This window comes from Microbacterium panaciterrae, assembly GCF_039541635.1.
In the GTDB taxonomy this organism is placed as follows: Bacteria; Actinomycetota; Actinomycetes; order Actinomycetales; family Microbacteriaceae; genus Microbacterium; species Microbacterium panaciterrae.
The window spans coordinates 21,928-42,636 of record NZ_BAABGP010000013.1; the positions used below are offsets into that span (position 1 = coordinate 21,928).

Annotated in this window: 20 protein-coding genes; 3 read left to right on the forward strand and 17 right to left on the reverse strand. The window is 70.0% G+C overall.

Features of this window, described 5'->3' with window-relative positions; all coding sequences use genetic code 11:
* Window positions 1–58: 58 nt before the first annotated feature.
* The 3 genes from ABD882_RS09160 to ABD882_RS09170 all read right to left on the reverse strand — a co-directional run bounded on the left by ABD882_RS09160 (window position 59) and on the right by ABD882_RS09170 (window position 3,584).
* The gene (locus ABD882_RS09160) at window positions 59–1,387 is read right to left on the reverse strand and encodes a M50 family metallopeptidase (RefSeq protein ID WP_345186278.1); all 1,329 of its coding nucleotides are present in this window, start codon (window positions 1,385–1,387) and stop codon (window positions 59–61) included.
* 68 nt (window positions 1,388–1,455) lie between these two features.
* A complete protein-coding gene (dxr, locus tag ABD882_RS09165; RefSeq protein WP_345186279.1) occupies window positions 1,456–2,541 on the reverse strand; it encodes a 1-deoxy-D-xylulose-5-phosphate reductoisomerase in 1,086 nt (361 codons plus the stop codon).
* 74 nt (window positions 2,542–2,615) lie between these two features.
* On the reverse strand, window positions 2,616–3,584 hold the full coding sequence (locus tag ABD882_RS09170) for an FKBP-type peptidyl-prolyl cis-trans isomerase (RefSeq protein WP_345186281.1): 969 nt from the start codon (window positions 3,582–3,584) through the stop codon (window positions 2,616–2,618).
* A gap of 122 nt (window positions 3,585–3,706) precedes the next feature.
* Between ABD882_RS09170 and ABD882_RS09175 the strand changes: the two genes are divergently transcribed.
* Window positions 3,707–4,486 carry a lysophospholipid acyltransferase family protein gene (locus ABD882_RS09175; protein ID WP_425563350.1) on the forward strand — a complete coding sequence of 260 codons (780 nt, stop codon included), beginning with the start codon at window positions 3,707–3,709 and terminating at the stop codon, window positions 4,484–4,486.
* 20 nt (window positions 4,487–4,506) lie between these two features.
* Here ABD882_RS09175 and ABD882_RS09180 read toward each other — a convergent pair whose 3' ends face one another.
* A complete protein-coding gene (locus ABD882_RS09180) occupies window positions 4,507–4,980 on the reverse strand; it encodes an OsmC family protein (RefSeq protein ID WP_345186282.1) in 474 nt (157 codons plus the stop codon).
* A 51-nt stretch (window positions 4,981–5,031) separates the two neighbouring features.
* On the opposite strand from ABD882_RS09180, the gene ABD882_RS09185 reads away from it, so the two are divergent.
* Together ABD882_RS09185 and ald are read left to right on the forward strand one after the other, a co-directional pair.
* On the forward strand, window positions 5,032–6,027 hold the full coding sequence (locus tag ABD882_RS09185; RefSeq protein WP_345186284.1) for an asparaginase: 996 nt from the start codon (window positions 5,032–5,034) through the stop codon (window positions 6,025–6,027).
* Window positions 6,028–6,073: 46 nt separating this feature from the next.
* On the forward strand, window positions 6,074–7,189 hold the full coding sequence (ald, locus tag ABD882_RS09190) for an alanine dehydrogenase (RefSeq protein WP_345186285.1): 1,116 nt from the start codon (window positions 6,074–6,076) through the stop codon (window positions 7,187–7,189).
* 24 nt (window positions 7,190–7,213) lie between these two features.
* Here ald and ABD882_RS09195 read toward each other — a convergent pair whose 3' ends face one another.
* From ABD882_RS09195 to atpB, 13 genes are all read right to left on the reverse strand, one after another.
* Window positions 7,214–10,018 (reverse strand): FtsK/SpoIIIE domain-containing protein, encoded by a 2,805-nt coding sequence (locus tag ABD882_RS09195; protein ID WP_345186287.1) that lies wholly within the window; start codon window positions 10,016–10,018, stop codon window positions 7,214–7,216.
* 57 nt (window positions 10,019–10,075) lie between these two features.
* A complete protein-coding gene (locus tag ABD882_RS09200) occupies window positions 10,076–10,900 on the reverse strand; it encodes a PP2C family protein-serine/threonine phosphatase (RefSeq protein WP_425563351.1) in 825 nt (274 codons plus the stop codon).
* Window positions 10,901–10,968: 68 nt separating this feature from the next.
* Entirely contained in the window at window positions 10,969–11,940 is a 972-nt protein-coding gene (locus ABD882_RS09205; RefSeq protein ID WP_345186290.1) for an aldo/keto reductase, read from the reverse strand.
* 100 nt (window positions 11,941–12,040) lie between these two features.
* On the reverse strand, window positions 12,041–12,859 hold the full coding sequence (locus tag ABD882_RS09210) for a DUF5684 domain-containing protein (RefSeq protein ID WP_345186292.1): 819 nt from the start codon (window positions 12,857–12,859) through the stop codon (window positions 12,041–12,043).
* A gap of 110 nt (window positions 12,860–12,969) precedes the next feature.
* A complete protein-coding gene (locus ABD882_RS09215; protein ID WP_345186293.1) occupies window positions 12,970–13,734 on the reverse strand; it encodes a YaaA family protein in 765 nt (254 codons plus the stop codon).
* A 94-nt stretch (window positions 13,735–13,828) separates the two neighbouring features.
* Entirely contained in the window at window positions 13,829–14,089 is a 261-nt protein-coding gene (locus ABD882_RS09220; RefSeq protein WP_345186295.1) for a F0F1 ATP synthase subunit epsilon, read from the reverse strand.
* A 2-nt stretch (window positions 14,090–14,091) separates the two neighbouring features.
* Entirely contained in the window at window positions 14,092–15,540 is a 1,449-nt protein-coding gene (gene atpD / locus ABD882_RS09225) for a F0F1 ATP synthase subunit beta (RefSeq protein ID WP_345186296.1), read from the reverse strand.
* Between the two features lie 24 nt (window positions 15,541–15,564).
* Complete coding sequence (locus ABD882_RS09230; protein ID WP_345186297.1) at window positions 15,565–16,464, reverse strand: F0F1 ATP synthase subunit gamma; 900 nt, start codon at window positions 16,462–16,464, stop codon at window positions 15,565–15,567.
* 18 nt (window positions 16,465–16,482) lie between these two features.
* The gene (gene atpA / locus ABD882_RS09235) at window positions 16,483–18,123 is read right to left on the reverse strand and encodes a F0F1 ATP synthase subunit alpha (RefSeq protein ID WP_345186298.1); all 1,641 of its coding nucleotides are present in this window, start codon (window positions 18,121–18,123) and stop codon (window positions 16,483–16,485) included.
* A gap of 51 nt (window positions 18,124–18,174) precedes the next feature.
* Window positions 18,175–18,963 carry a F0F1 ATP synthase subunit delta gene (locus tag ABD882_RS09240; protein ID WP_345186300.1) on the reverse strand — a complete coding sequence of 263 codons (789 nt, stop codon included), beginning with the start codon at window positions 18,961–18,963 and terminating at the stop codon, window positions 18,175–18,177.
* On the reverse strand, window positions 18,963–19,517 hold the full coding sequence (locus ABD882_RS09245) for a F0F1 ATP synthase subunit B (protein WP_345186302.1): 555 nt from the start codon (window positions 19,515–19,517) through the stop codon (window positions 18,963–18,965). The genes ABD882_RS09240 and ABD882_RS09245 overlap by 1 nt, the downstream gene beginning before the upstream one ends.
* A gap of 28 nt (window positions 19,518–19,545) precedes the next feature.
* Window positions 19,546–19,782, reverse strand: coding sequence for an ATP synthase F0 subunit C (atpE, locus tag ABD882_RS09250; RefSeq protein ID WP_233310701.1), 237 nt, complete (start codon window positions 19,780–19,782; stop codon window positions 19,546–19,548).
* Window positions 19,783–19,831: 49 nt separating this feature from the next.
* The gene (gene atpB / locus ABD882_RS09255) at window positions 19,832–20,617 is read right to left on the reverse strand and encodes a F0F1 ATP synthase subunit A (protein WP_345186306.1); all 786 of its coding nucleotides are present in this window, start codon (window positions 20,615–20,617) and stop codon (window positions 19,832–19,834) included.
* Between the last annotated feature and the right edge of the window lie 92 nt (window positions 20,618–20,709).

Genomic DNA, 20,709 nt, shown 5'->3' on the forward strand with positions numbered 1-20,709 from the left:
GCGCGCCCGAGATCCCGACCCCGGAGCGGGCCCGATCTACGTCGGCAGCTTCACCGATCTACGTCGGCAGCTTCACCGGGTTGAACAGGTCGGCGACGAGCAGCAGCGCCCCCATGGCGATCAGGATCCCGGCCACGACGATCGTGAGCGGGACGAGCCTCGTGGCGTCGACCGGCTTCGGCGGCGGGCGCCGGAACAGCTTCGCCCAGGCCCGTTTCAGGCCCTCCCAGAGCGCGACCACGATGTGGCCGCCGTCCAGCGGCAGCAGCGGGATCAGGTTGAACACGAACAGTGCGATGTTCAGCGATCCCAGCAGGCTCAGCAGCACGGCGACGCGGTTCAGCAGCGGAGCATCCGCCGCTGCCACCTCACCGGCGATCCGACCCACGCCCACGACGCTGAGCGGACCGTTCGGATCGCGCGGGGTGCCCGTGACGAGCGAGACCCCGACGTCCCACAGGCGCACCGGCAGGTTCGCGATCAGGGAGACCACCGCGCCCGAGTTGGTGACGGCCTGTTCGACACCGGCGCCGATCGGCTGCTGCACGTAGGCGACTTGCGCGCCGACGCCGGCATAACCGACCGTGTGCATCACGGCGTGACCCTTGTCATCCACGACGGCCCTGCCGTTGCCGTCCACCGCCTGCCGCTGCGCGGCCACCGGCGTCAGCTGCAGCGTCACCCGCGCGCCGCTCCGTTCCACGACGAGCGGGATGGTCCTGCCCGGGGAGGCCTGGATGATCGCGCTCGCCGCGGCGAACGTCGACACGGCCGTCCCGTCGACGGACACGATCCGGTCTCCCGGCTTCACTCCCGCCTGGGCGGCCGGGGCGATCGGGTCGGACGCGGCACAGGCGGTCTGGGTGGACCCCGCCGGCAGCACGCACTGCGACACCGAGGCGATCGTCGTCGTGCCCTGCTGGACCCCGATCCCGCTGAGCAGAACCGTGAAGATCACCACGGCGAGCACCAGGTTCATGAACGGGCCGCCGAACATGACGATGATCCGCTTCCATACCGGGAGCAGGTAGAACACCCGGCTCGCACGGCCGGGATCGATGGTCTCGTCGTTCGCGGCGCGGGCATCCTGGATCAGCGTCCGGAACGCGCCGCGAGACGCGGTGTGCTCGCCATCGGCGCCCTCGGGCGACGGCGGGTACATGCCCGACATCGAGATGAAACCGCCGATCGGCAGCGCCTTCACACCGTACTCGGTCTCGCCGAACTTCCTGGAGAACAGCCGCGGCCCGAAGCCGATCATGTACTGACCGACATGCACGCCGAACAGCTTGGCGGGCACCAGATGGCCGAGCTCATGCAGGGCGATCGATACGCCGAGCCCGACCAGCACGAACAGCAGGCCGCCGACGTATAACAGGATCTCCACCCCGCCACGCTACCGGTGCCGGGCTAGGAAAGCGCCGTGCCCTTCGACAGGCTCAGGGACCGAAAAGCTCAGGAGAGCTTCGCGATCGCCTTGTCGGCGGTCGCCCTCGCCCACGCCTCGGCCGCGGCCAGCGTCTCGACCGTGAGCGACTCCGGCGGATCGTGCGCGTCGACCACGCGCTCGATCGTGTCGACGATGCTGAGGAACGGGATCCGCCCCTCGTGGAACGCGTCGACGGCCTGCTCGTTCGCCGCGTTGTAGACGGCGGGGTACGTCCGGCCCGCCCTGCCGACCTTCTTCGCCAGCGCGACCGAAGGGAACGCGGCATTGTCCAGCGGCTCGAACGTCCAGCTCGCGGCCTTCGTCCAGTCCAGCGGGCGCCCGACGCCGCCGACCCGGTTCGGCCAGTCCAGCCCCAGCGAGATCGGCAGCCGCATGTCCGGCGGAGAGGCCTGCGCGATCGTGGAGCCGTCGATGAACTCGACCATCGAGTGCACGATCGACTGCGGGTGCACGACGACGTCGATCCGCTCGTAGTCCACGCCGAAGAGCAGGTGCGCCTCGATCACCTCGAGGCCCTTGTTCACCAGCGTCGCCGAGTTCGTCGTGACCATCCGCCCCATGTCCCAGGTCGGGTGAGCGAGCGCCTCGGCCGGCGTGACCGCGTTCATCTGCTCGCGCGTGCGCCCGCGGAACGGTCCGCCCGACGCTGTCACGACGAGTCGGCGCACCTCCTGCTTCGTGCCGGCGCGCAGCGCCTGCGCGAGGGCCGAGTGCTCCGAATCGACGGGGACGATCTGACCCGGCTCGGCGAGAGCGGTGACCAGCGCCCCGCCGACGATCAGAGACTCCTTGTTCGCCAGTGCCAGCGATCGGCCGGCCTTCAGCGCGGCGAGCGTGCTGCCGAGCCCGATGGATCCGGTGATCGCGTTCAGCACGACATCGGCCTCGACGTCACGGACCAGCTGCTCGGCCTCGGCCGCACCGAGCGCGGTGTCGTCGACACCGAACTCCTCGGCCTGCGACGCGAGAGCGTCCGTCTGCGAGCCTGCGGCGAGCCCGACCAGCTCGAAGCGATCCGGATGGGACCGGATCACGTCCAGAGCCTGAGTGCCGATGGAGCCGGTGGATCCGAGGACGATGACGCGACGCATGGGTTCAGCCTATGCGGACCGGGCCCGCCGCGAATCGATCACGACGGGCCCGGTACCAGGGAGGCGGCGTCCCGCTACTGCGCGGCGGCGGCCGCCGGGACCGTGCCGAGGATGTCGACGACGAACACGAGCGTCGAGTTCGCGGGAATGGATCCCTGCGCCGTCGCCCCGTAGCCGTCGGCCGGCGGGATCACCGCGAGCACCTGCGATCCGACCTTCTGCCCCTCGAGCGCCTTCCGGAATCCGGGCACGACGCCCGTGGTCTGGAACTGCGTCGGGGCGCCCCGGGTCCAGCTCGAGTCGAACACCTTGCCGTCGGCCCAGGTCACGCCCGTGTACTGCACGACGACGAAGTCGCCGCTGCCGACGGTCGCGCCGTCGCCCTGCTTCAGCACGGCGACCTGTGTGGCGGTCGGCGCATCGGCCTTCGGCACGGTGATCGTGGGCTCGCCGTTCTTCGCGAGCTTCACGGTCGGCAGGCCCGCCTCCGGGGCGACGGCCTTGCCGGTCGCGACGGTCGGGAGCTTCTTGGTGGACTGCGCGTACACGACGAGCGGCTTGGCGCCTTCGCCGAGCAGCTTGCTGGGCAGGGCGAGCACGACGGCGGATCCGAGGGGCTGGCACTCCAGCGCGGCGACGAACAGCGACTGCTGCTGCGGGTCGAGCAGGATCGGGAGCTGGTCGTCGACGCCGCGCGTGCTCGAGTCGAGCACGCTGTTGTCGGTGGCGTTCACGATCCGGTACTGCACGGAGACGAGGTCGCCGGCGACGACATCCTTGCCGTCCCCCTTCTTCACGACTGACCGCTGCGCGGCCGTGGCGGCGTCGATGTTGGTTCCGGAGGGCACGGTGACGGTCAGGTCCTTGCCGGACCCGGAGACCTTCACCGCGTCGGACGCCGTGCCCGGCTTCGCGTTGAGCAGGCACTTGGAGGAGGCGGACGGGGAGGGCGTCGCCGAGGGATTCCCGGCGCCGGCACAGCCGGACAACAGCAGGGCTGTCGCGGCGACAGCGGAAAGAGCGGCGGCAAGACGGATGCGCACGAAAGACCTCGAGACGTTGAGACGAACCCGCCTATCCTGCCTCATTCCGCTTTGTCGCCGCTGAGTGGTCGAGCGATTTCGACATTCCACCCTGGGAATAGACCCTGATCTAGCCTTGACGAGTGACTGAGGACCCCGAACCCGACGCGCCCGCCGACGAAGACGTCGCCGAAGAGCTGCACCGCGCCGGCGCCACCTACCTGCTCGGACGGATGATCCTGGTCCCGCTCACGCGACTCGTCTACCGTCCGCGTGTCGAGGGCCGCACGAACGTGCCGAAGACCGGGCCGATCATCGTCGCCTCGAACCATCTGTCGTTCATCGACTCGATCGCCATTCCGGTCGCCGCCCCTCGTCGCGTGCACTTCCTGGCGAAGTCGAGCTACTTCGAGGGCACGGACTTCAAGGGACGCCTGGTCGCGAACTTCATGCGCGCGGTCGGCGCGATCCCGGTCCGCCGCGGGGCGGGCCAGGCCGCACTCGACGCCCTCGACGAGCAGCGCCGACTGCTGGATGCCGGGCTCGCCGTCGCGCTCTACCCGGAGGGGACCCGCTCCACCGACGGGCGGCTGTACAAGGGGCGCACCGGCGTCGCGTTCCTCGCGCTGCAGACCGGCGCGCGCGTGGTCCCGGTCGGCGTGATCGGCACCGACAAGGCCATGCCCGTCGGCGCGAAGATGCCCAAGATCGGCTCGAAGGTCACAATCCGGTTCGGCGAACCGCTGGATCTCTCGCACCACGGTGCCGCGAACTCGGGGCGCGCGCGCCGGGGCGCGACCGACGAGATCATGGCGGCGATCCACGCGCTCAGCGAGCAGGAGCTCGCCGGCGTCTACAACGAGGTGCCCGCTCAGGGCGCCATCGAGAAGATCAGGCAGGCGCTGCCGCACGAGCGGCGCTGACCTCCTCGGCTCAGGGCGGCTCAGGCGACGAGGATCGTGGCTTCGTGGCGCACCGGGAACGACACCGAGTTCGCGATGAAACACCACGCGTTCGCCTGCGCGTGCGCCGCCTCCGCCGCCGCACGCATCGACTCGTCCGCGATCGTCACGACCGGATGCAGCACGACCTCGGTGAACGCGCCGCCACCACGGCCGTCCTCCTGCATGGTCCCGCTCGCGTCGTCGCGGTAGTCGAGGACGACGACGCTCGCGGTCACGCACGCGTGCAGGTAGGACAGCAGGTGGCACTCGGAGAGGGCGGCGAGCAGCAGATCCTCAGGGTTCCAGCGGCTCGGATCCCCGCGGAACGGCTTGTCGGAGGACGCCAGCAGCTCGGGCTTGCCGGCGACCCCGATCGTGCTGGCACGGTCGTAGTCGCGGTAGCCGGAGGTACCGGTCCCGCGGTTCCCGGTCCAGGTCGTCGTCAGCGCGTAATGGTGCGTTCCGAGGCTCATGGACCCATCGTGGCATTCCACGAGGTCGCACCGGGCCCGTAAGCTGGCTCCGTGGTGCAGACTCTGACCGTCCAGGATGCCGTGGAACTCGCCGTCGTCGAACGCAACGGCTTCATCGAGTCCCGTCACATCGGAGCGGCGGTCGTGCTCTCCTCGGAGGGCGAGGTGATCGTCCGACACGGCAACATCGACGCGCTGGTGCTGCCTCGCTCGAGCATGAAGCCGCTGCAGGCCGTGGCCTGCCTCACCGCGGGTGCGCCTCTGGAGGGCGAGCAGCTGGGCATGTCGACCGCGAGCCACAACGGCACCGATCGGCACGTCGCCGTCGTGCGGGAGATGCTCGCCGGCGGCGGCCTCACCGAGGACGACCTCGGCTGTCCTCCGGATTGGCCCGGTGACTCCGAGACCCGTGACGAACTGGTCCGGGATCACGCGGGCACGGCGCGGATCCGGATGAACTGCTCCGGCAAGCACGCGGCGATGCTGCGCGCCTGCGTGGCCGCCGGCTGGCCCACCGAGGGGTACCTCTCCCCCGACCACCCGCTGCAGCAGCACATCAAGGAGGTCGTGGAGCGGCTCAGCGGCGAGCGCGTCGCGGCGACCGCCATCGACGGCTGCGGCGCGCCCGTGCACGTCATCACGCTGCTCGGCCTCGCGCGGGCGCTGCACCGGATCGGCACCGCCTCGGAGCGTTCGCCGTTCGCGATGCACCGGTTCGCCGGCGCCCTGGTGCGCATCGTGCGGGAGAACCCGTGGACGATCGAGGGCCCGGGGCGCCCCGACACCATCGCGATCGAGAAGCTCGGCGTGTTCGCCAAACACGGCGCCGAGGGCGTGATGGTGATGGTCGCCCCCAACGGCGCCACCGTGGCGCTGAAGACGCTCGACGGCTCCGGCCGTGCGGCGACGATCGTCGCCGCCACCCTGCTCGCCCGCGCGGGCGCGCTGACCGATGCGCAGGTCGACGACCTCGCCTCGGGCCTTCCTCTTGCCGTCCTCGGAGGCGGCAGCGACGTGGGGGCCATACGCCCCGGCGCCGGAATCTGAGCGCCCTCACAAGGGGCCGTACCCGCTTGGGAAGAAAGGAGCCACGATGAGGATTTCGGTCCCCACCGAGGTCAAGAACAACGAGTTCCGCGTCGCCCTCACGCCCGCCGGAGTGCACGATCTCGTGCTCGCGGGCCATGAGGTCTTCGTGCAGTCCGGCGCCGGTGCCGGATCCTCCATGTCCGATGCCGACTACCTCGAGGCCGGAGCGACGCTGCTCGATGATGCCGACGAGGTCTGGGCGCGCGCCGAGCTGGTGCTGAAGGTGAAGGAGCCGATCGCCAGCGAGTACCACCGCTTCCGCAGCGACCTGGTCCTGTTCACCTACCTGCATCTCGCCGCCGACCGCCCGCTCACGGATCGCCTCGCCGAATCCGGGATGACCGCGATCGCGTACGAGACGGTGCAGCTGGCGTCGGGCGGGCTCCCGCTGCTCGCTCCGATGAGCGAGGTCGCGGGGCGTCTCGCCCCGATCGTGGGCGCGAACACGCTGATGCGGTCGAACGGGGGCCTGGGCCTGCTGATGTCGGGCGTTCCCGGCACCCGCCCGGCCACCGTCACGGTGATCGGCGGCGGCGTCGCCGGCGCGAACGCCGCGGTGATCGCGGCCGGCATGGGCGCCGACGTGACCATCTTCGACACCAACATCGCCCGGCTGCGCTATCTGGACGACTTCTTCGGCGGTCGTGTGAAGACGGCCGCGTCGAACCCGCTCGATCTGCGCCGCGCGGTGATCGCCTCCGACCTCGTCATCGGATCGGTGCTGATCCCCGGGGCGAAGGCGCCGAAGCTGGTGACGAACGACATGGTCGCGCAGATGCGTCCGGGCAGCGTGCTCGTGGACATCGCGGTCGACCAGGGCGGCTGCTTCGAGGACACGCACCCGACCACGCATGACGACCCGACGTTCCGCGTGCACGACACCGTGTTCTACTGCGTCGCGAACATGCCGGGCGCCGTGCCGAACACGTCCACCTCCGCGCTGACGAATGCGACCCTGCCCTACGTGCGCGCGATCGCGTCGCGCGGCTGGCAGGCCGCTCTCCGTGCGGATGCGGCTCTCGCCGGGGGCCTGAACGTGACGGGCGGCCGGATCGCGAACGCCGGCGTCGCCACAGCGCACGGACTGCCGCTCGCGTCGCTGGACACGGTGCTCGGCTAGATCCACCCGTACGGCCCGCCCGCTTCAGTCGCGGGGCGGGCCGTGCAGGATCACCCGCGACGGCCGTCCGTCGGCATCGATCGTCCAGGCACGCCCCGCGAACGGCGTCGCATATGGTGCGATCTCGCGCACCCCGACGAGCGTGCGCAACTCGCGTGCCGCCTCGGCGAGCACGAGCACCTCGCCGGTGCGCGCGATGCGCTGCCACAGCGCGTACTGCCGCTGCCACGAATCCGCGTCGCCGACGATCATCCGCAGCTCGTCGGTCGCCCGCGGGCCCTCTGCCAGCATCACCGGCGCGCCGTCCGCCAGAACCTGTACGGCACCGGCCCCGAATCGACCGGCGAGCGTCTCGGCGGTCCGCGCCGGGGAGGCGCTGACCACCCCCACCAGCGGTTCACGGGGCTCCCAGAGCACCGGAAGCACCGCCGTCCCTCCCCTCGCGTCGTCCGGTACGGCTGCGGCGTCCTCCGCCGTGGGCAGCACGAACTGCACCTCCACGGCCCCTATGCTCGCTCTGCCCGGCGGACGCTCCGGGTCGAACCCACTCGGCTCCCCGCCCGCGGCCAGGTGCTCGGTCCGGCTCGAGGTCCGCAGGATCGCCCGGGCCGGCAGCAGCTCGGCGAGCCCGGAGATCTGCCCGCTGCACCGCGCGGCACTGAGCAGGACGGTGCAGCCGTGCTCCCCCGCCGTGCGGATCACCCGCTGCAGGCGCTCCAGCCAGGCTCCGGAATATTCGATGGGGAAGGCCGCAAGGTGACGGTCCACATCGTCGACGGCGAGCAGCGGCGGCATGGGGCGCCGCCCGTCCGCGATCTCATCGACGATGCTCCAGGCCTGTTCCGGGTCCTGCGGAAGCCGGACGGCCGCGGGAACCTGCGCGCTGAGCGCCCGCAGCATGCTGCTCTTGCCGGAACCCGGCCCGCCGAAGACGATCAGCCCGCGGTCGCGGCCCGGCCGCAGCGTGCGCAACGTCTGCTGTTGCCGTTCCGGCTCATCCGCGATGCCGACCACGATCGCGTCGTCCTCGGGCACGGCGAGCTGGGAGAGTTCCAGCCGGCGCGGCAGCGGCGGCTGCCAGGGGCTGCGCGCACGATCCTGCCCGCGCGATCGCTCGATCACCGTCCGGAGCTCGTCGGATGCCGTCCTGGCCACGCGGAACATCGCGGGGACATCGTCCTTCGGACGCCGCACGAGCGCGAGACCCCGGCCGGCCGCGTCGCCGGGCAGCATCGCAGCCGCCTCCGTGCCGATCATCGCCCGACTGTCGGCCGGGTCGGTGACCCGCAGGGCGATCCGCAGCGGACAGTTGGTCGCGAGCGCGTCCCTGACCACCCCGGTCGCGCGCTGGGTGCCCAGGATCAGGTGCATGCCCAGCGCTCGCCCGCGGGCCGCGATGTCTGTGAACACGGCCGCGAGATCGGGATGCTCCTGCAGCAGCGCGGCGAACTCGTCGACGACGATGACCAGCCGGCCCAGCACGCCTCCGGCCTCGGCGATGCTGCGCAGGCCATGCTCGGCGAGGATCTGCTCCCGGCGTCGCAGCTCGGCACGCAGGCTCCGCACGCCGCGCTCCGCACCGCCCGCGTCCAGATCCGTGATCACGGCTGCCACGTGCGGCAGGGCGCGCAGCGGTTCGAACGCGGTGCCGCCCTTGAAATCCGCGAGCACGAAGCTCACCTCGGATGCTGGGTGAATGGCCGCGAGCCCCGTCACCCAGCTGACGAGGAGCTCGCTCTTGCCCGCCCCGGTCACCCCGGTGACCAGGGCGTGCGGGCCGTCGGCGACGAGATCCACCGCGACCGGACCGTGCGCGTCACGGCCCAGCGCGATGCTCAGCCCGTCCGTACCGCCCCCGCTGCCCGGCGCGGACACGATGTCGGCGCCCAGCGCGTCCTGCAGTGACACGGCGGCCGGGATCTGCGCGTCGCCCTCCGCAGCTCCGATGAGCGCCGCGACGAGCGCGTCGGCCTGATCCTGCGAGATCCCCTCCACCGCGCAGGTCCGCACGCCCAGCGGCGAGCGGACCTCCGCCGCACCCGGCTCCACGATGTCGATCACCGCCTCATAGCCGGCGGGCGGGGCCGCCCCCGGCGCTGCCAGGGCCAGGCGCGCACCCGTGGACGCCGTGCGCCGATCCCCGACGTGCACGACGAGCGCTTCGGGACCGCGCCGCTGCGCCTGCGGCAGACCGGCGATCCCCAGCCGCGCGATGCCGTCCCCTTCGAGCCGGATCGCACCCGGCGCGTGCCGCAGGCAGAGCTGCAGCACCATCGCACGCGCCACGGCGAGAGCGAGCGGCGCGGGCCCCCGCACGCAGACACCCGCGGTCACGGCCACCGTGAGCGGCACACCGGCCAGGGTGCCGTGCTGGGCGCGGAAGACGTCCGCCCGATCTCCTGTGCCGCTGAACCGCAGCGGCGAGGGGCCGTGCCCCCGCCCGACGGTCAACTCCGCCTCGCCGGACAGCGCCCCCCGCCGCAGCGGCGGGTCGGACAGACACCCCCTCAGGTCGGGCGCCGCACGGAGCTGTCGGGCGCGTTCCGCCTCGGTCCGCGCCGCGACGATCTCCTCGACGCGCTCCCACGCCGCCGCCTCGTCCACCGCGGCGAGCCTGGTCGCGCGCCGACGCTGCCTCATCCCGTCCAGGAACGAGGCGAGGATCATCACCGGCCCGAGCGCCGCGAAGCACAGCGACAGCGGTGAGCGCGTGACGGCGAAGAGCACCACCCCGGACGCGACCGGCACGATCGCCGCGAGCAGCGGCAGCGGGGCGCGCGGTGGTGCCGACGCGGGATTCGGAAGGACGATCGTCTCAGCGGGATCCATGCTGATATCTCAGCCGGATCCTCTCGGTCGCGGAGCGGTCCTTGCGGAACCGGTGGACTACTCGGCCGCGAGCGCTTCGGTGGAGGACGTCGTGGGGTGGCGCTGCGCGTCCACCACGACGATGGTGACGTTGTCGCGGCCGCCGTTCTCCAATGCCGCCGCGAGCATGGCGTCGACGGCGGCGTCCGGGGCCGGGTTGAGGCCGAGGAAGTGCTGGATCCCGTAGTCCGTGAGCTCCTTGGTGAGCCCGTCCGAGCAGATCACGAACCGGTCGCCGTCCTGGACGCTCAGCTCGCGGTAGTCCGGCGGCAGCGCTTCACTGACCCCGACCGCGCGGGTGATGACGTTGCTGTAGGGGTGCCCCTCGGCCTCTTCCGGGCTGAGGCGCCCCGCGGTGATGAGCTCCTGCACGACGGAGTGGTCGGTGGTGATCTGGGTGAGCGCGCCATCGCGGAGCAGGTAGACCCGGGAGTCGCCGATGTTCAGCGACACCCAGCGGGCGTCATCGTCGACCAGCGCGAAGAGCACGCCGGTCAGGGTCGTGCCGGTGCCCTCGTCCGTGGTGTCGGGGTGCGCGAGGATGTCTTTCACGGCGGCGCCCAGTGCCGTCTCGATCGCCGCTGTGGTCACCTCTCCGGACGCCACGACCTCTTCGAGTCGCGCGATCGTGCGCTGACTGGCGATCTCTCCGCCGGCGTGCCCGCCCATGCCGTCCGCGACCACGAACAGCGGGAACTCGGCGAGATACGAGTCCTGATTGTTCTCTCGTCGCCGCCCGGTGTCTGTCGCGCCCGCCCACTGCAGGACGATCGTGTCGCCAGACGCCAGCACCACCTCACGCGTGTGCGCCGTCGAACTCTGACTCACTGCGGTTCTCCCCATCCTCGGGCGATCGGTGCGACCGTTGAAGTCTCACACATCGTAGTGGAATATCGTCGTCGCCGTGCGGCTCAGACCGCGGGGTCCGCGGGCAGCGGGAACAGCGCATCGATCGCGGCGAGCTCCTCTGCCGTGGGCGACCAGGCGGCCCCGGCTCGGGCGTTCGCCTCGATCTGGGCGGGGCTGGTGGCGCCCGCGATCACGGACGCGACCCCGGGCTGTGCGAGCAGCCACCCGAACGTCGCGTCCAGCATCGAGATGCCGCGCTCTTCGCAGAACGCGCGGTACGCGTCCAGGGCGTCCCAGGGGGCGTCCTGCCACAGGTGCGCGCGGGTGCGCATGATGCGGCTCTGGGCCGGACCTCCATCCCGCGTGAACTTCCCCGTGAGCAGCCCGTTGTGCAGCGGGAAGAACGGGAAGAAGCCCAGGCCGAAGTGATTCGCGGCCGGGAGCACCTCGCGCTCCGCCGCGCGGGACAGCAACGAGTACTGATTCTGCGACGAGATGAACCGGGCGCTGCCGGTGGCGCTCAGCTCCGCCTCCGCGATCTGCCAGCCCGCGAAGTTGGAATGTCCGAAGTAGCGGATCTTCCCCTCGCTCACCAGGTCGTCCAGGGCGTCGAGCGTCTCCGCGACGGGCGTCAGCGGATCGGGCGTGTGCAGCTGGTAGAGATCGATCCATTCCGTGCGCAACCGGCGCAGCGACTCCTCGACGGCCTTGCGCACGTAACGGCGCGAGCCGAGGCCGGCCGGGAAGTCGTACCCCATGTCATAGGACGCATGACCGAACTTGGTCGCCAGCACCACGCGTTCGCGGCGGCCCTCCAGCGCCTCCCCCATCAGCGTCTCGCTGAGACCCGGATCCTTGCCGTACATGTCGGCCGTGTCCAGGAAGGTGACGCCGTGCTCGATCGCGGCGTCGAGGACGGCTCTGGTGCCCTGGATCGTCTCGGTCACGGTGCCGGCGCGACCGAAGTTGTTGCAGCCCAGTCCCACTGCGGAGACCAGGAGTCCGGACGACCCGACCCGACGTTCAGCGCTCATCCCTCCACGCTACCCGAGCGGGAGAGCCGGAACGCGCTGGCGCTCTCAGGCCGGCATGACAGAAGCCCCCGGTCCGAGGACCGAGGGCTTCCGGCAAGGATCACTCCGAAGGCTGCTCACCGTTCGCCGGAGCGTCAGGCGCGGCGGCCGGAGGTGCGGGCGGAGCCGGCGGGGCGGGGGGCGTGACCGGCGGGGCCGGGGGCGTGACCGGCGCGGCGGGAGCAGCGGCGGGCGGGGTCACCGGCGGCGCCTGCGGGGCGGCTGGCGGCTGGAAGCCCTGCTGCGGCGCCTGCGGGGCGGCCGGCGGCTGGAAGCCCTGCGGCGGCTGCGGGTACGTCGGCTGCTGCGGCGCGGCCGGTGCGGCGTAGCCCTGTGCGGCCGGCGGCTGGTAGCCCTGCGGTGCGCCGTAACCACCAGCCGGAGCGGCGGACGGCTGAACCGGAACACCCTGCCACACGGTGCGGTCGCCGAAGAAACCGTTGCCCGCCCAGGACGCCGGCGCGATGTTCGGGTTCCAGCGGGACTTGTCGAACGCGTTGATGCCGAGCCAGACGATGCTCAGGAAGAAGTACAGGACGACCCAGCCGGCGCCCTTCTGCAGCTTGAGGCCGATCCGCCACGCGGCGATGCACAGCAGCACGGCGGACGCGATCCCCGTGAAGAAGTTGAGGATCGGGATCACCGACGCCACGATCGTGATCAGGATCAGCCACGGCGACAGGTCGCCCAGCTTCAGGAACACCATCTGGTTGTAGATCGGAACCCACGCACGCCAGCGTCCCTGCACGCCGGCCTTGTCGAAGATCTTCATCATGAAGATCGAGCCGACCACGTACACGGCGATCAGGAAGATGAAGAAGGTGAGATAGAACCCGGCAAGGGCTGCGTACACCGCTGTCGGATCGGAATAGCTGTCCATGATTTCCTCCGGAGAGTTTGTGATGCGTGCGCATCGAGGAACGCTCACTGTGAATCAGCTGAGCACTTCGACGCGATCACCCTACCGTGTCTGGGCGTCGCACTCACGAACTATCTGCGGGCCGTCGGCTGATCCGTCACCAGTTCCCACACATCGCGCTCCTGTGTCTCGCGCAGCGGTACGCCGGATCGCCGCGCCCAGCCGAGCAGTGTGCGCCTCGACCCGGCCCGTGGGCGCTCCTCCGCGAGCCGGCGCACGAGCTCGCCCTTCGCATGCTTGTTGAAGTGGTTCAGCGCCTTGCCCTGTGCCGTGACCACGCGCACGTATGCCGATGCCACGCCGTGGGGCACCGGCCCGAGGTCCGCATACGCCTCGGAGCGCAGGTCCAGCACGAAGTCCGGCGCGGCCGCGGCGATGTGGGCGGACACCGCATCGGCCCAGAGCCGGCGCAGCGCCGGCAGCCCCGGGACGGACGCGGCAGCGCCCAGCCGGTAGGACGGGATCGGATCCAGGCCGCCCACCGGACCGAACGGCGCACTGTGGATCCGCACGTGCGCGCCGAGCCAGCGTCGGGCGTAGCCGTCCAGCGAGGCCGCGTCGAGTGCGTCGTAGAGCACGCCGGTGTAACGGTCCACGGCCGGCATCACCGGTCCTTCGCGCAGCGCGGCGTTGTCCCGCACCGCCTCGGCGAGCTGCTTGTCGCTGAGCTTCAGCACGCGGCGGGTGTTCTCCGCATCGCCTGCGAGCGCCACGAGGGCGCTGAGCACCTGCTCACGCTGCGGCAGCAGGCCGGGCAGAGCCCAGGACGACGGATCCGCCGGTCCTCTCGTTCCGCCGGGACGCTTCGTCTCCGATGGCGGCAGCAGGATCATCATGCGGCGAACTCTCCTCGAAGGTCCGTGGACGGCGAATGCACGAAAGCGCCGGACCCCCGCAGGGATCCGACGCTTCCGCGACGTGTGGGCGTGATCAGGCGACGAGCGCCGCGTTGCCCGCGACGATCGTCAGCGAGTCGCCCTCCATCGAGACGAACCCGTCTCGCGCGGTGGCGAGGACCTTGGTGCCGTCCAGCTGGGTGATGCGCACCTGGCCCGCAGCGAGGATGGCCAGCACGGGTTCGTGCCCGGCCATGAAGCCCAGTTCGCCTTCGACGGTCTTCGCGACGACGAGGCTGGCCTCTCCGGTCCAGAGCTCCGCATCGGCGGAGACGAGGCTGACGTGCAGAGCCATGCTCAGGCGTTCTCCTTCTGGATGCGCGCCCAGTTCTCCTCGACGTCCGAGATCGGGCCGACGTTGAAGAAGGCCTGCTCGGAGATGTGGTCGAAGTCGCCCTTGCAGATCGCGTCGAACGACTCGATCGTGTCCTTCAGCGGCACCGTGGAGCCCTCGACACCGGTGAACTTCTTCGCCATGTAGGTGTTCTGGGACAGGAACTGCTGGATGCGGCGGGCGCGGGCGACGACGATCTTGTCCTCTTCGGAGAGCTCGTCGACACCGAGGATCGCGATGATCTCCTGCAGTTCCTTGTTCTTCTGCAGGATCTGCTTGACCGTGGTGGCCACGCGGTAGTGGTCCTCGCCCAGGTACCGGGGGTCCATGATCCGCGAGGTCGAGGTGAGCGGGTCGATCGCCGGGTACAGACCCTTCGAGGCGATCTCACGGCTCAGCTCGGTGGTCGCGTCGAGGTGCGCGAACGTTGTGGCGGGGGCCGGGTCGGTGTAGTCGTCGGCGGGCACGTAGATCGCCTGCAGCGAGGTGATCGAGTGGCCGCGCGTCGAGGTGATGCGCTCCTGGAGCACACCCATCTCGTCGGCGAGGTTCGGCTGGTATCCCACCGCGGACGGCATACGGCCGAGCAGCGTGGAGACCTCGGAACCGGCCTGCGTGAAGCGGAAGATGTTGTCGATGAACAGCAGCACGTCCTGCTTCTGCACATCGCGGAAGTACTCCGCCATGGTCAGCGCGGACAGCGCCACGCGAAGACGCGTCCCCGGCGGCTCGTCCATCTGGCCGAACACGAGGGCGGTCTTGTCGAAGACACCCGCCTCTTCCATCTCGGCGATGAGGTCGTTGCCCTCACGGGTGCGCTCGCCGACACCGGCGAACACCGACACACCGCCGTGGTCCTGCGCGACGCGCTGGATCATCTCCTGGATGAGGACGGTCTTGCCGACACCGGCGCCGCCGAACAGGCCGATCTTTCCACCCAGCACGTACGGGGTGAGCAGGTCGATCGACTTGATGCCGGTCTCGAACATCGTGGTCTTCGACTCGAGCTGGTCGAAGTTCGGCGCCTTGCGGTGGATCGGCCAGCGCTCGGTGACCTCGATGGTCTCGCCGGGCTCGAGGTTCAGCACCTCGCCGATGACGTTGAAGACCTTGCCCTTGGTGACGTCGCCGACGGGGACGGAGATCGCCTCGCCGGTGTCGCGCACCTCCTGGCCGCGGACCATGCCGTCGGTCGGCTTCAGCGAAATGGCGCGGACCAGATCGTCACCGAGGTGCTGAGCGACCTCGAGCGTGATCTCGGTCGACTCCTCGCCGATGGTGATGGTGGTCTTCAGCGCGTTGTAGATGTCGGGGATCGAGTCGTGCGGGAACTCGATGTCGACGACCGGTCCGGTGACGCGAGCAACGCGCCCGACGACCGTCGTGGCGTTTGCCGTGGCGGTGGCAGTCATATCTTCGTCTCTCTCCTGAGGGTCTTACTTCTTCGACGACAGTGCGTCGGCGCCGCCGACGATCTCGGCGATCTGCTGCGTGATCTCGGCCTGACGCGCGTTGTTGCGCAGCCGGGTGTAGTCGGTGATGAGCTTGTCGGCATTGTCGCTGGCCGACTTCATCGCCTTCTGCGTCGCGGCCTGCTTGGCGGCGGACGACTGCAGGAGAGCGTTGAAGACGCGGCTCTGGATGTACACCGGCAGGATCGCGTCGAGCACCGTCGCGGCGTCCGGCTCGAACTCGTACAGCGGGTAGACCGCAGTGCCGGCCTCGGACTCGTCGGCCTCCGCGATCTCCAGCGGAAGCAGGCGGACCGTCTCCGGCGACTGCGTCATCATGCTGACGAACCGGTTGTAGACGAGGTGGATCTCATCCACGCCGCCCTGTTCGCCACCGCGCTCGAACGCCTCCAGCAGCGAGGCCGCGATGGCCTCCGCCGTGTGGAAGGACGGGGTGTCCGTGTCGCCCGTCCACTCGGCCGCGGCCTGAATGCCGCGGAACTGGAAGTAGCCCACCGCGCGGCGGCCGATGAGGTAGAACACCGGCTCGCGACCCTCCGAGCGCAGCAGCTCTGCGAGCTCCATGCCCTCGCGGAGGATCTGCGAGTTGAAGGCGCCCGCGAGTCCGCGATCCGAGGCGAAGATCACGACCGCGGAACGGCGGATCCTCTCGGGCTCGCGAGTGAGCGGGTGGTCGACGTTCGAATGCGTCGCGACGGCGGAGACGGCCCTCGTCACAGCCCGCGCGAAGGGCGAGGACGCGTTGACGCGCGCCATCGCCTTCTGAATGCGCGAAGCCGCGATGAGCTCCATCGCCTTCGTGATCTTCTTGGTCGTCTGAGCAGAAGAGATCTTCTGCTTGTAGACCCGGAGTTGTGCGCCCATAGCTCTGAATCCCCGCGACTACGCGCGGCGGCCCTTGACGATCTTCTCCTGGTTCACGTCTTCGACGTCCGCGGCGCTGTGCTCCTCGTGGCCCGGGGCGCCGATGGCGTGGCCCTTGCCGCTCTGGAACTCGAGGACGAAGGCGTCGGTGGCCTTCTCCAGCTCCGCGACGGTGGCGTCGTCGAGGACGTTCGTCTCACGCAGGGTGTCCAGCACCTTGGTGTGACGACGCAGGTGATCCAGCAGTTCGCGCTCGAAGCGCAGCACGTCGGAGACCTCGATCGAGTCGAGCTTGCCGTTGGTGCCGGCCCAGATCGACACGACCTGGTCCTCGACCGGGTACGGCGAGTACTGCGGCTGCTTGAGCAGCTCGGTCAGACGCGCACCGCGGGACAGCTGACGGCGCGAGGCCTGGTCGAGGTCGGATGCGAACATCGCGAAGGCCTCGAGCGAGCGGTACTGCGCGAGCTCGAGCTTCAGCGTTCCGGAGACCTTCTTGATCGACTTCACCTGGGCGTCGCCACCGACACGGGACACCGAGATGCCCACGTCGACCGCCGGACGCTGGTTCGCGTTGAACAGGTCGGACTGCAGGAAGATCTGGCCGTCGGTGATCGAGATCACGTTGGTCGGAATGTACGCCGAGACGTCGTTCGCCTTGGTCTCGATGATCGGCAGACCGGTCATCGATCCCGCGCCGAGCTCGTCGGACAGCTTCGCGCAGCGCTCCAGCAGACGGGAGTGCAGGTAGAAGACGTCACCCGGGTAGGCCTCGCGGCCCGGCGGGCGGCGCAGCAGCAGGGACACGGCACGGTAAGCCTCGGCCTGCTTCGACAGGTCGTCGAAGATGATCAGGACGTGCTTGCCGGCGTACATCCAGTGCTGGCCGATGGCCGAGCCGGTGTAGGGGGCGAGGTACTTGAAACCGGCCGGGTCGGACGCGGGAGCAGCGACGATGGTCGTGTACTCCAGGGCGCCGGCCTCTTCCAGCGCGCCCTTGACGGAGGCGATGGTCGAGCCCTTCTGGCCGATGGCGACGTAGATGCAGCGCACCTGCTTGTTGACGTCGCCGGACTCCCAGTTGGCCTTCTGGTTGATGATCGTGTCGATCGCGATCGCCGTCTTGCCGGTCTGGCGGTCGCCGATGATGAGCTGGCGCTGGCCGCGGCCGACCGGGATCATCGCGTCGATGGCCTTGATGCCGGTCTGCATCGGCTCGTGCACGCTCTTGCGCTGCATGACGCCGGGCGCCTGCAGCTCGAGAGCACGCTGGCCCTCGGAGGCGATCGCGCCGAGCCCGTCGATCGGGTTGCCGAGCGGGTCGACCACGCGGCCGAGGTAGCCGTCGCCCACCGGGACCGAGAGCACCTCTCCGGTCCGGGTGACCTCCTGGCCGGCCTCGACACCGGAGAACTCGCCCAGGACGACCACACCGATCTCGTGCTCGTCCAGGTTCAGTGCGAGGCCCTTGGTGCCGTCGGCGAAGGTCACGAGCTCGTTCGCCATGACGCCGGGCAGGCCCTCGACGTGCGCGATGCCGTCCGCCGCGTCGATGACCGTGCCGACCTCGGTCGCCACGCCGCCCGTGGGCTCGTACGCGGCGACGAAGTCCTTCAGCGCGTCACGGATGACGTCGGGGCTGATCGAAAGTTCTGCCATTGTCTTCCCTTTGTGTTCGGGGTGCGCGGCTTCCCGCGCGAAAGTCGTGTTTCAGCCCGCGAGCTTCTGCCGGAGATCGGCGAGGCGGGCGGAGATGCTGCCGTCGATGACGTCGTCCGCGACCTGCACGCGCAGGCCCCCGACGACCGAGGAGTCGATGACCTCGTTCAGCGCGACCTGCCGGCCGTAGCGGCCGGTGAGGACCGCCCCGAGCCTGGCGCGCTGCGGCGCGCTCAGCGGTGCAGTCGTGCGCACGGTCGCGACGATCCGATCGCGCTGCGCGGAGACGATCCGCATCGCGCGGCTCAGCAGCCGGCGCACGCGGCGCCCGCGCGGCTGGCGCACGAGCGAGGTGACGATGAGGGTCGTCGCGGGATCCAGCCGGGCGCCCACGAGCTTCCGCACGAGCGCGGCCTTGCCCTCCCCCTCGCCCAGGCGGCTGCCCAGCGCGAGCTCGAGCTCGGCGTTGTCCGCGACCAGGCGCGAGACCGAGAAGAGCTCGCCCTCGAGGTCGACGTCCGGTGCGGCGATCGCCGTGGCCCGCACCGCGAGCTCCTCCACACCGTCGACCAGGTCGGCGGCGGAGGACCAGCGCTGCGCGACGACCGTCTTCAGCAGATCCTGGACAGGCGCGGACGCGCCCGAGAACACTCGCGACACGAGTGCCGCGCGGGCCTCGGCCGGCGCCGCCGAATCGGCGAGCGCGCCGCTCAGCGCGGTGGATTCACCGATCAGCCGCGTGGCGGAGAACAGCTCGCCTGCCGCGTCGAGGGTGATCCCCTGCGCGGCGGTCAGAGCGCTGCTCGACGCCACCAGGGCCTGAACGGTCGCGCTGCCCATTACTTGGCCGCCTCTGAGGCTTCGAGGTCCGCCAGGAAGCGGTCCACGACAGCGGTCGCACGGGCGTCATCGGAGAGCGTCTCGCCGACCACGCCGCCGGCGAGGTCGAGGGCCAGGCCGCCGACCTCGGAGCGCAGCGAGACGAACGCCGACTGACGCTCCGCCTCGATCTGCGAGTGCGCAGCGGAGGTCAGGCGCGCGGCCTCTGTGGCCGCCGCGTCCTTGGCCTCGGCGATGATCTTCTTGCCGTCCTCACGGGCGGTCTCGCGGATCTCGCCGGCCTCGGTGCGGGCCTCGGCGAGCTGGCGGGTGTACTCCTCCAGCGCGGCCTCGGCCTGCTTCTGGGCCTCGTCCGCCTTCGCGATGTTGCCCTCGATGGCTGCGGAGCGCTCGTCGAGCATCTTCGTGAACCGGGGAAGGGCGACCTTCCATACCACGATGAGGATCACGATGAACCACAGCGCCGACCAGACCAGGTCGTACCACGCGGGCAGCAGCGGGTTGTTCACCGGCGCCGCCTCGGCCGCGAGATGCGTGACAAGAGCGTTCAGCATCCTGTCTCCTTCGGGATTCGGGTGCGGATTACGGGAACGGGATGAAGCCGACGGCGATGCCGACGAACGCGAGCGCCTCGGTGAAGGCGATGCCGATCCACATCAGAACCTGCAGGCGACCGGCCAGCTCGGGCTGGCGGGCGACACCCTCGATCGTCTTGCCGACGACGATGCCCACGCCGATGGCCGGGCCGATGGCGGCGAGGCCGTAGCCGATCGTCGCGAGGTTGCCGTTGACTGCTGCGAGAACCGTAGTAGCGTCCACGGATTTTTCCTTTCGTTGTGGGCGGCTCTTCGCCGCCCGCAGGGGGTTGTCAGTGCTCTTCTGCGACCGCGAGCTGGATGTAGACCGCGGTGAGGACGGTGAAGACGTAGGCCTGGAGGACGGCGACCAGGATCTCGAAGACCGAGAAGGCGCCGCCGAAGGCGAGGGTTCCGACGCCGAGCGCGGCCCAGCCGCCGCCCGCCGTGAAGAAGAAGAACGCGGTGGCCGAGTAGCACAGCACCAGCAGCATGTGGCCGACGACCATGTTCATCAGCAGACGCAGGGTGAGTGTCACCGGCCGCACGATGAAGGTCGAGATGAACTCGATCGGCGTCACGATGATGTACACCGGCCACGGCACGCCGGACGGGAACAGGGCGTTGCGGATGAAGTTCTTCGGGCTCTTCCTGATGCCGGCGTAGATGAACGTCACGTAGCTGATCACCGCGAGCAGCAGCGGCACGCCGATGATGCTCGTTCCGGCGATGTTCAGGAACGGGATGATGCCGGTGATGTTCATGAACAGGGTCATGAAGAAGATCGTGGTGAGCAGCGGCAGGAACCGGTCGCCGTCCTTGCGGCCGAGCAGGTCGTGCGCGATGCCGCCGCGGACGAAGTCGAGGCCCATCTCGACGACGCTCTGGAAGCGTCCGGGGACGATCCTCATGCGCCGGGTGCCGAGCACCAGGATCACCACGATCGCGATGACGGAGACGAGCTGGACGAGGTGGATCCGGTGCACGGGAACGCCGAAGACGTTGAACAGGATCTCCGGGAAGAACTCGTCGATGGACGGACCGTGGAAACCGCTGTCGGAGGCCAGTCGTGGGATCAAGGTCGCAGCAAGATTAAACAGCGCGGGCTCCAGCTTCGGGGCACCGGGGGCTACCGGGGCGGCGGTCGATGTGGCTTCACGGCGCAGCGCTC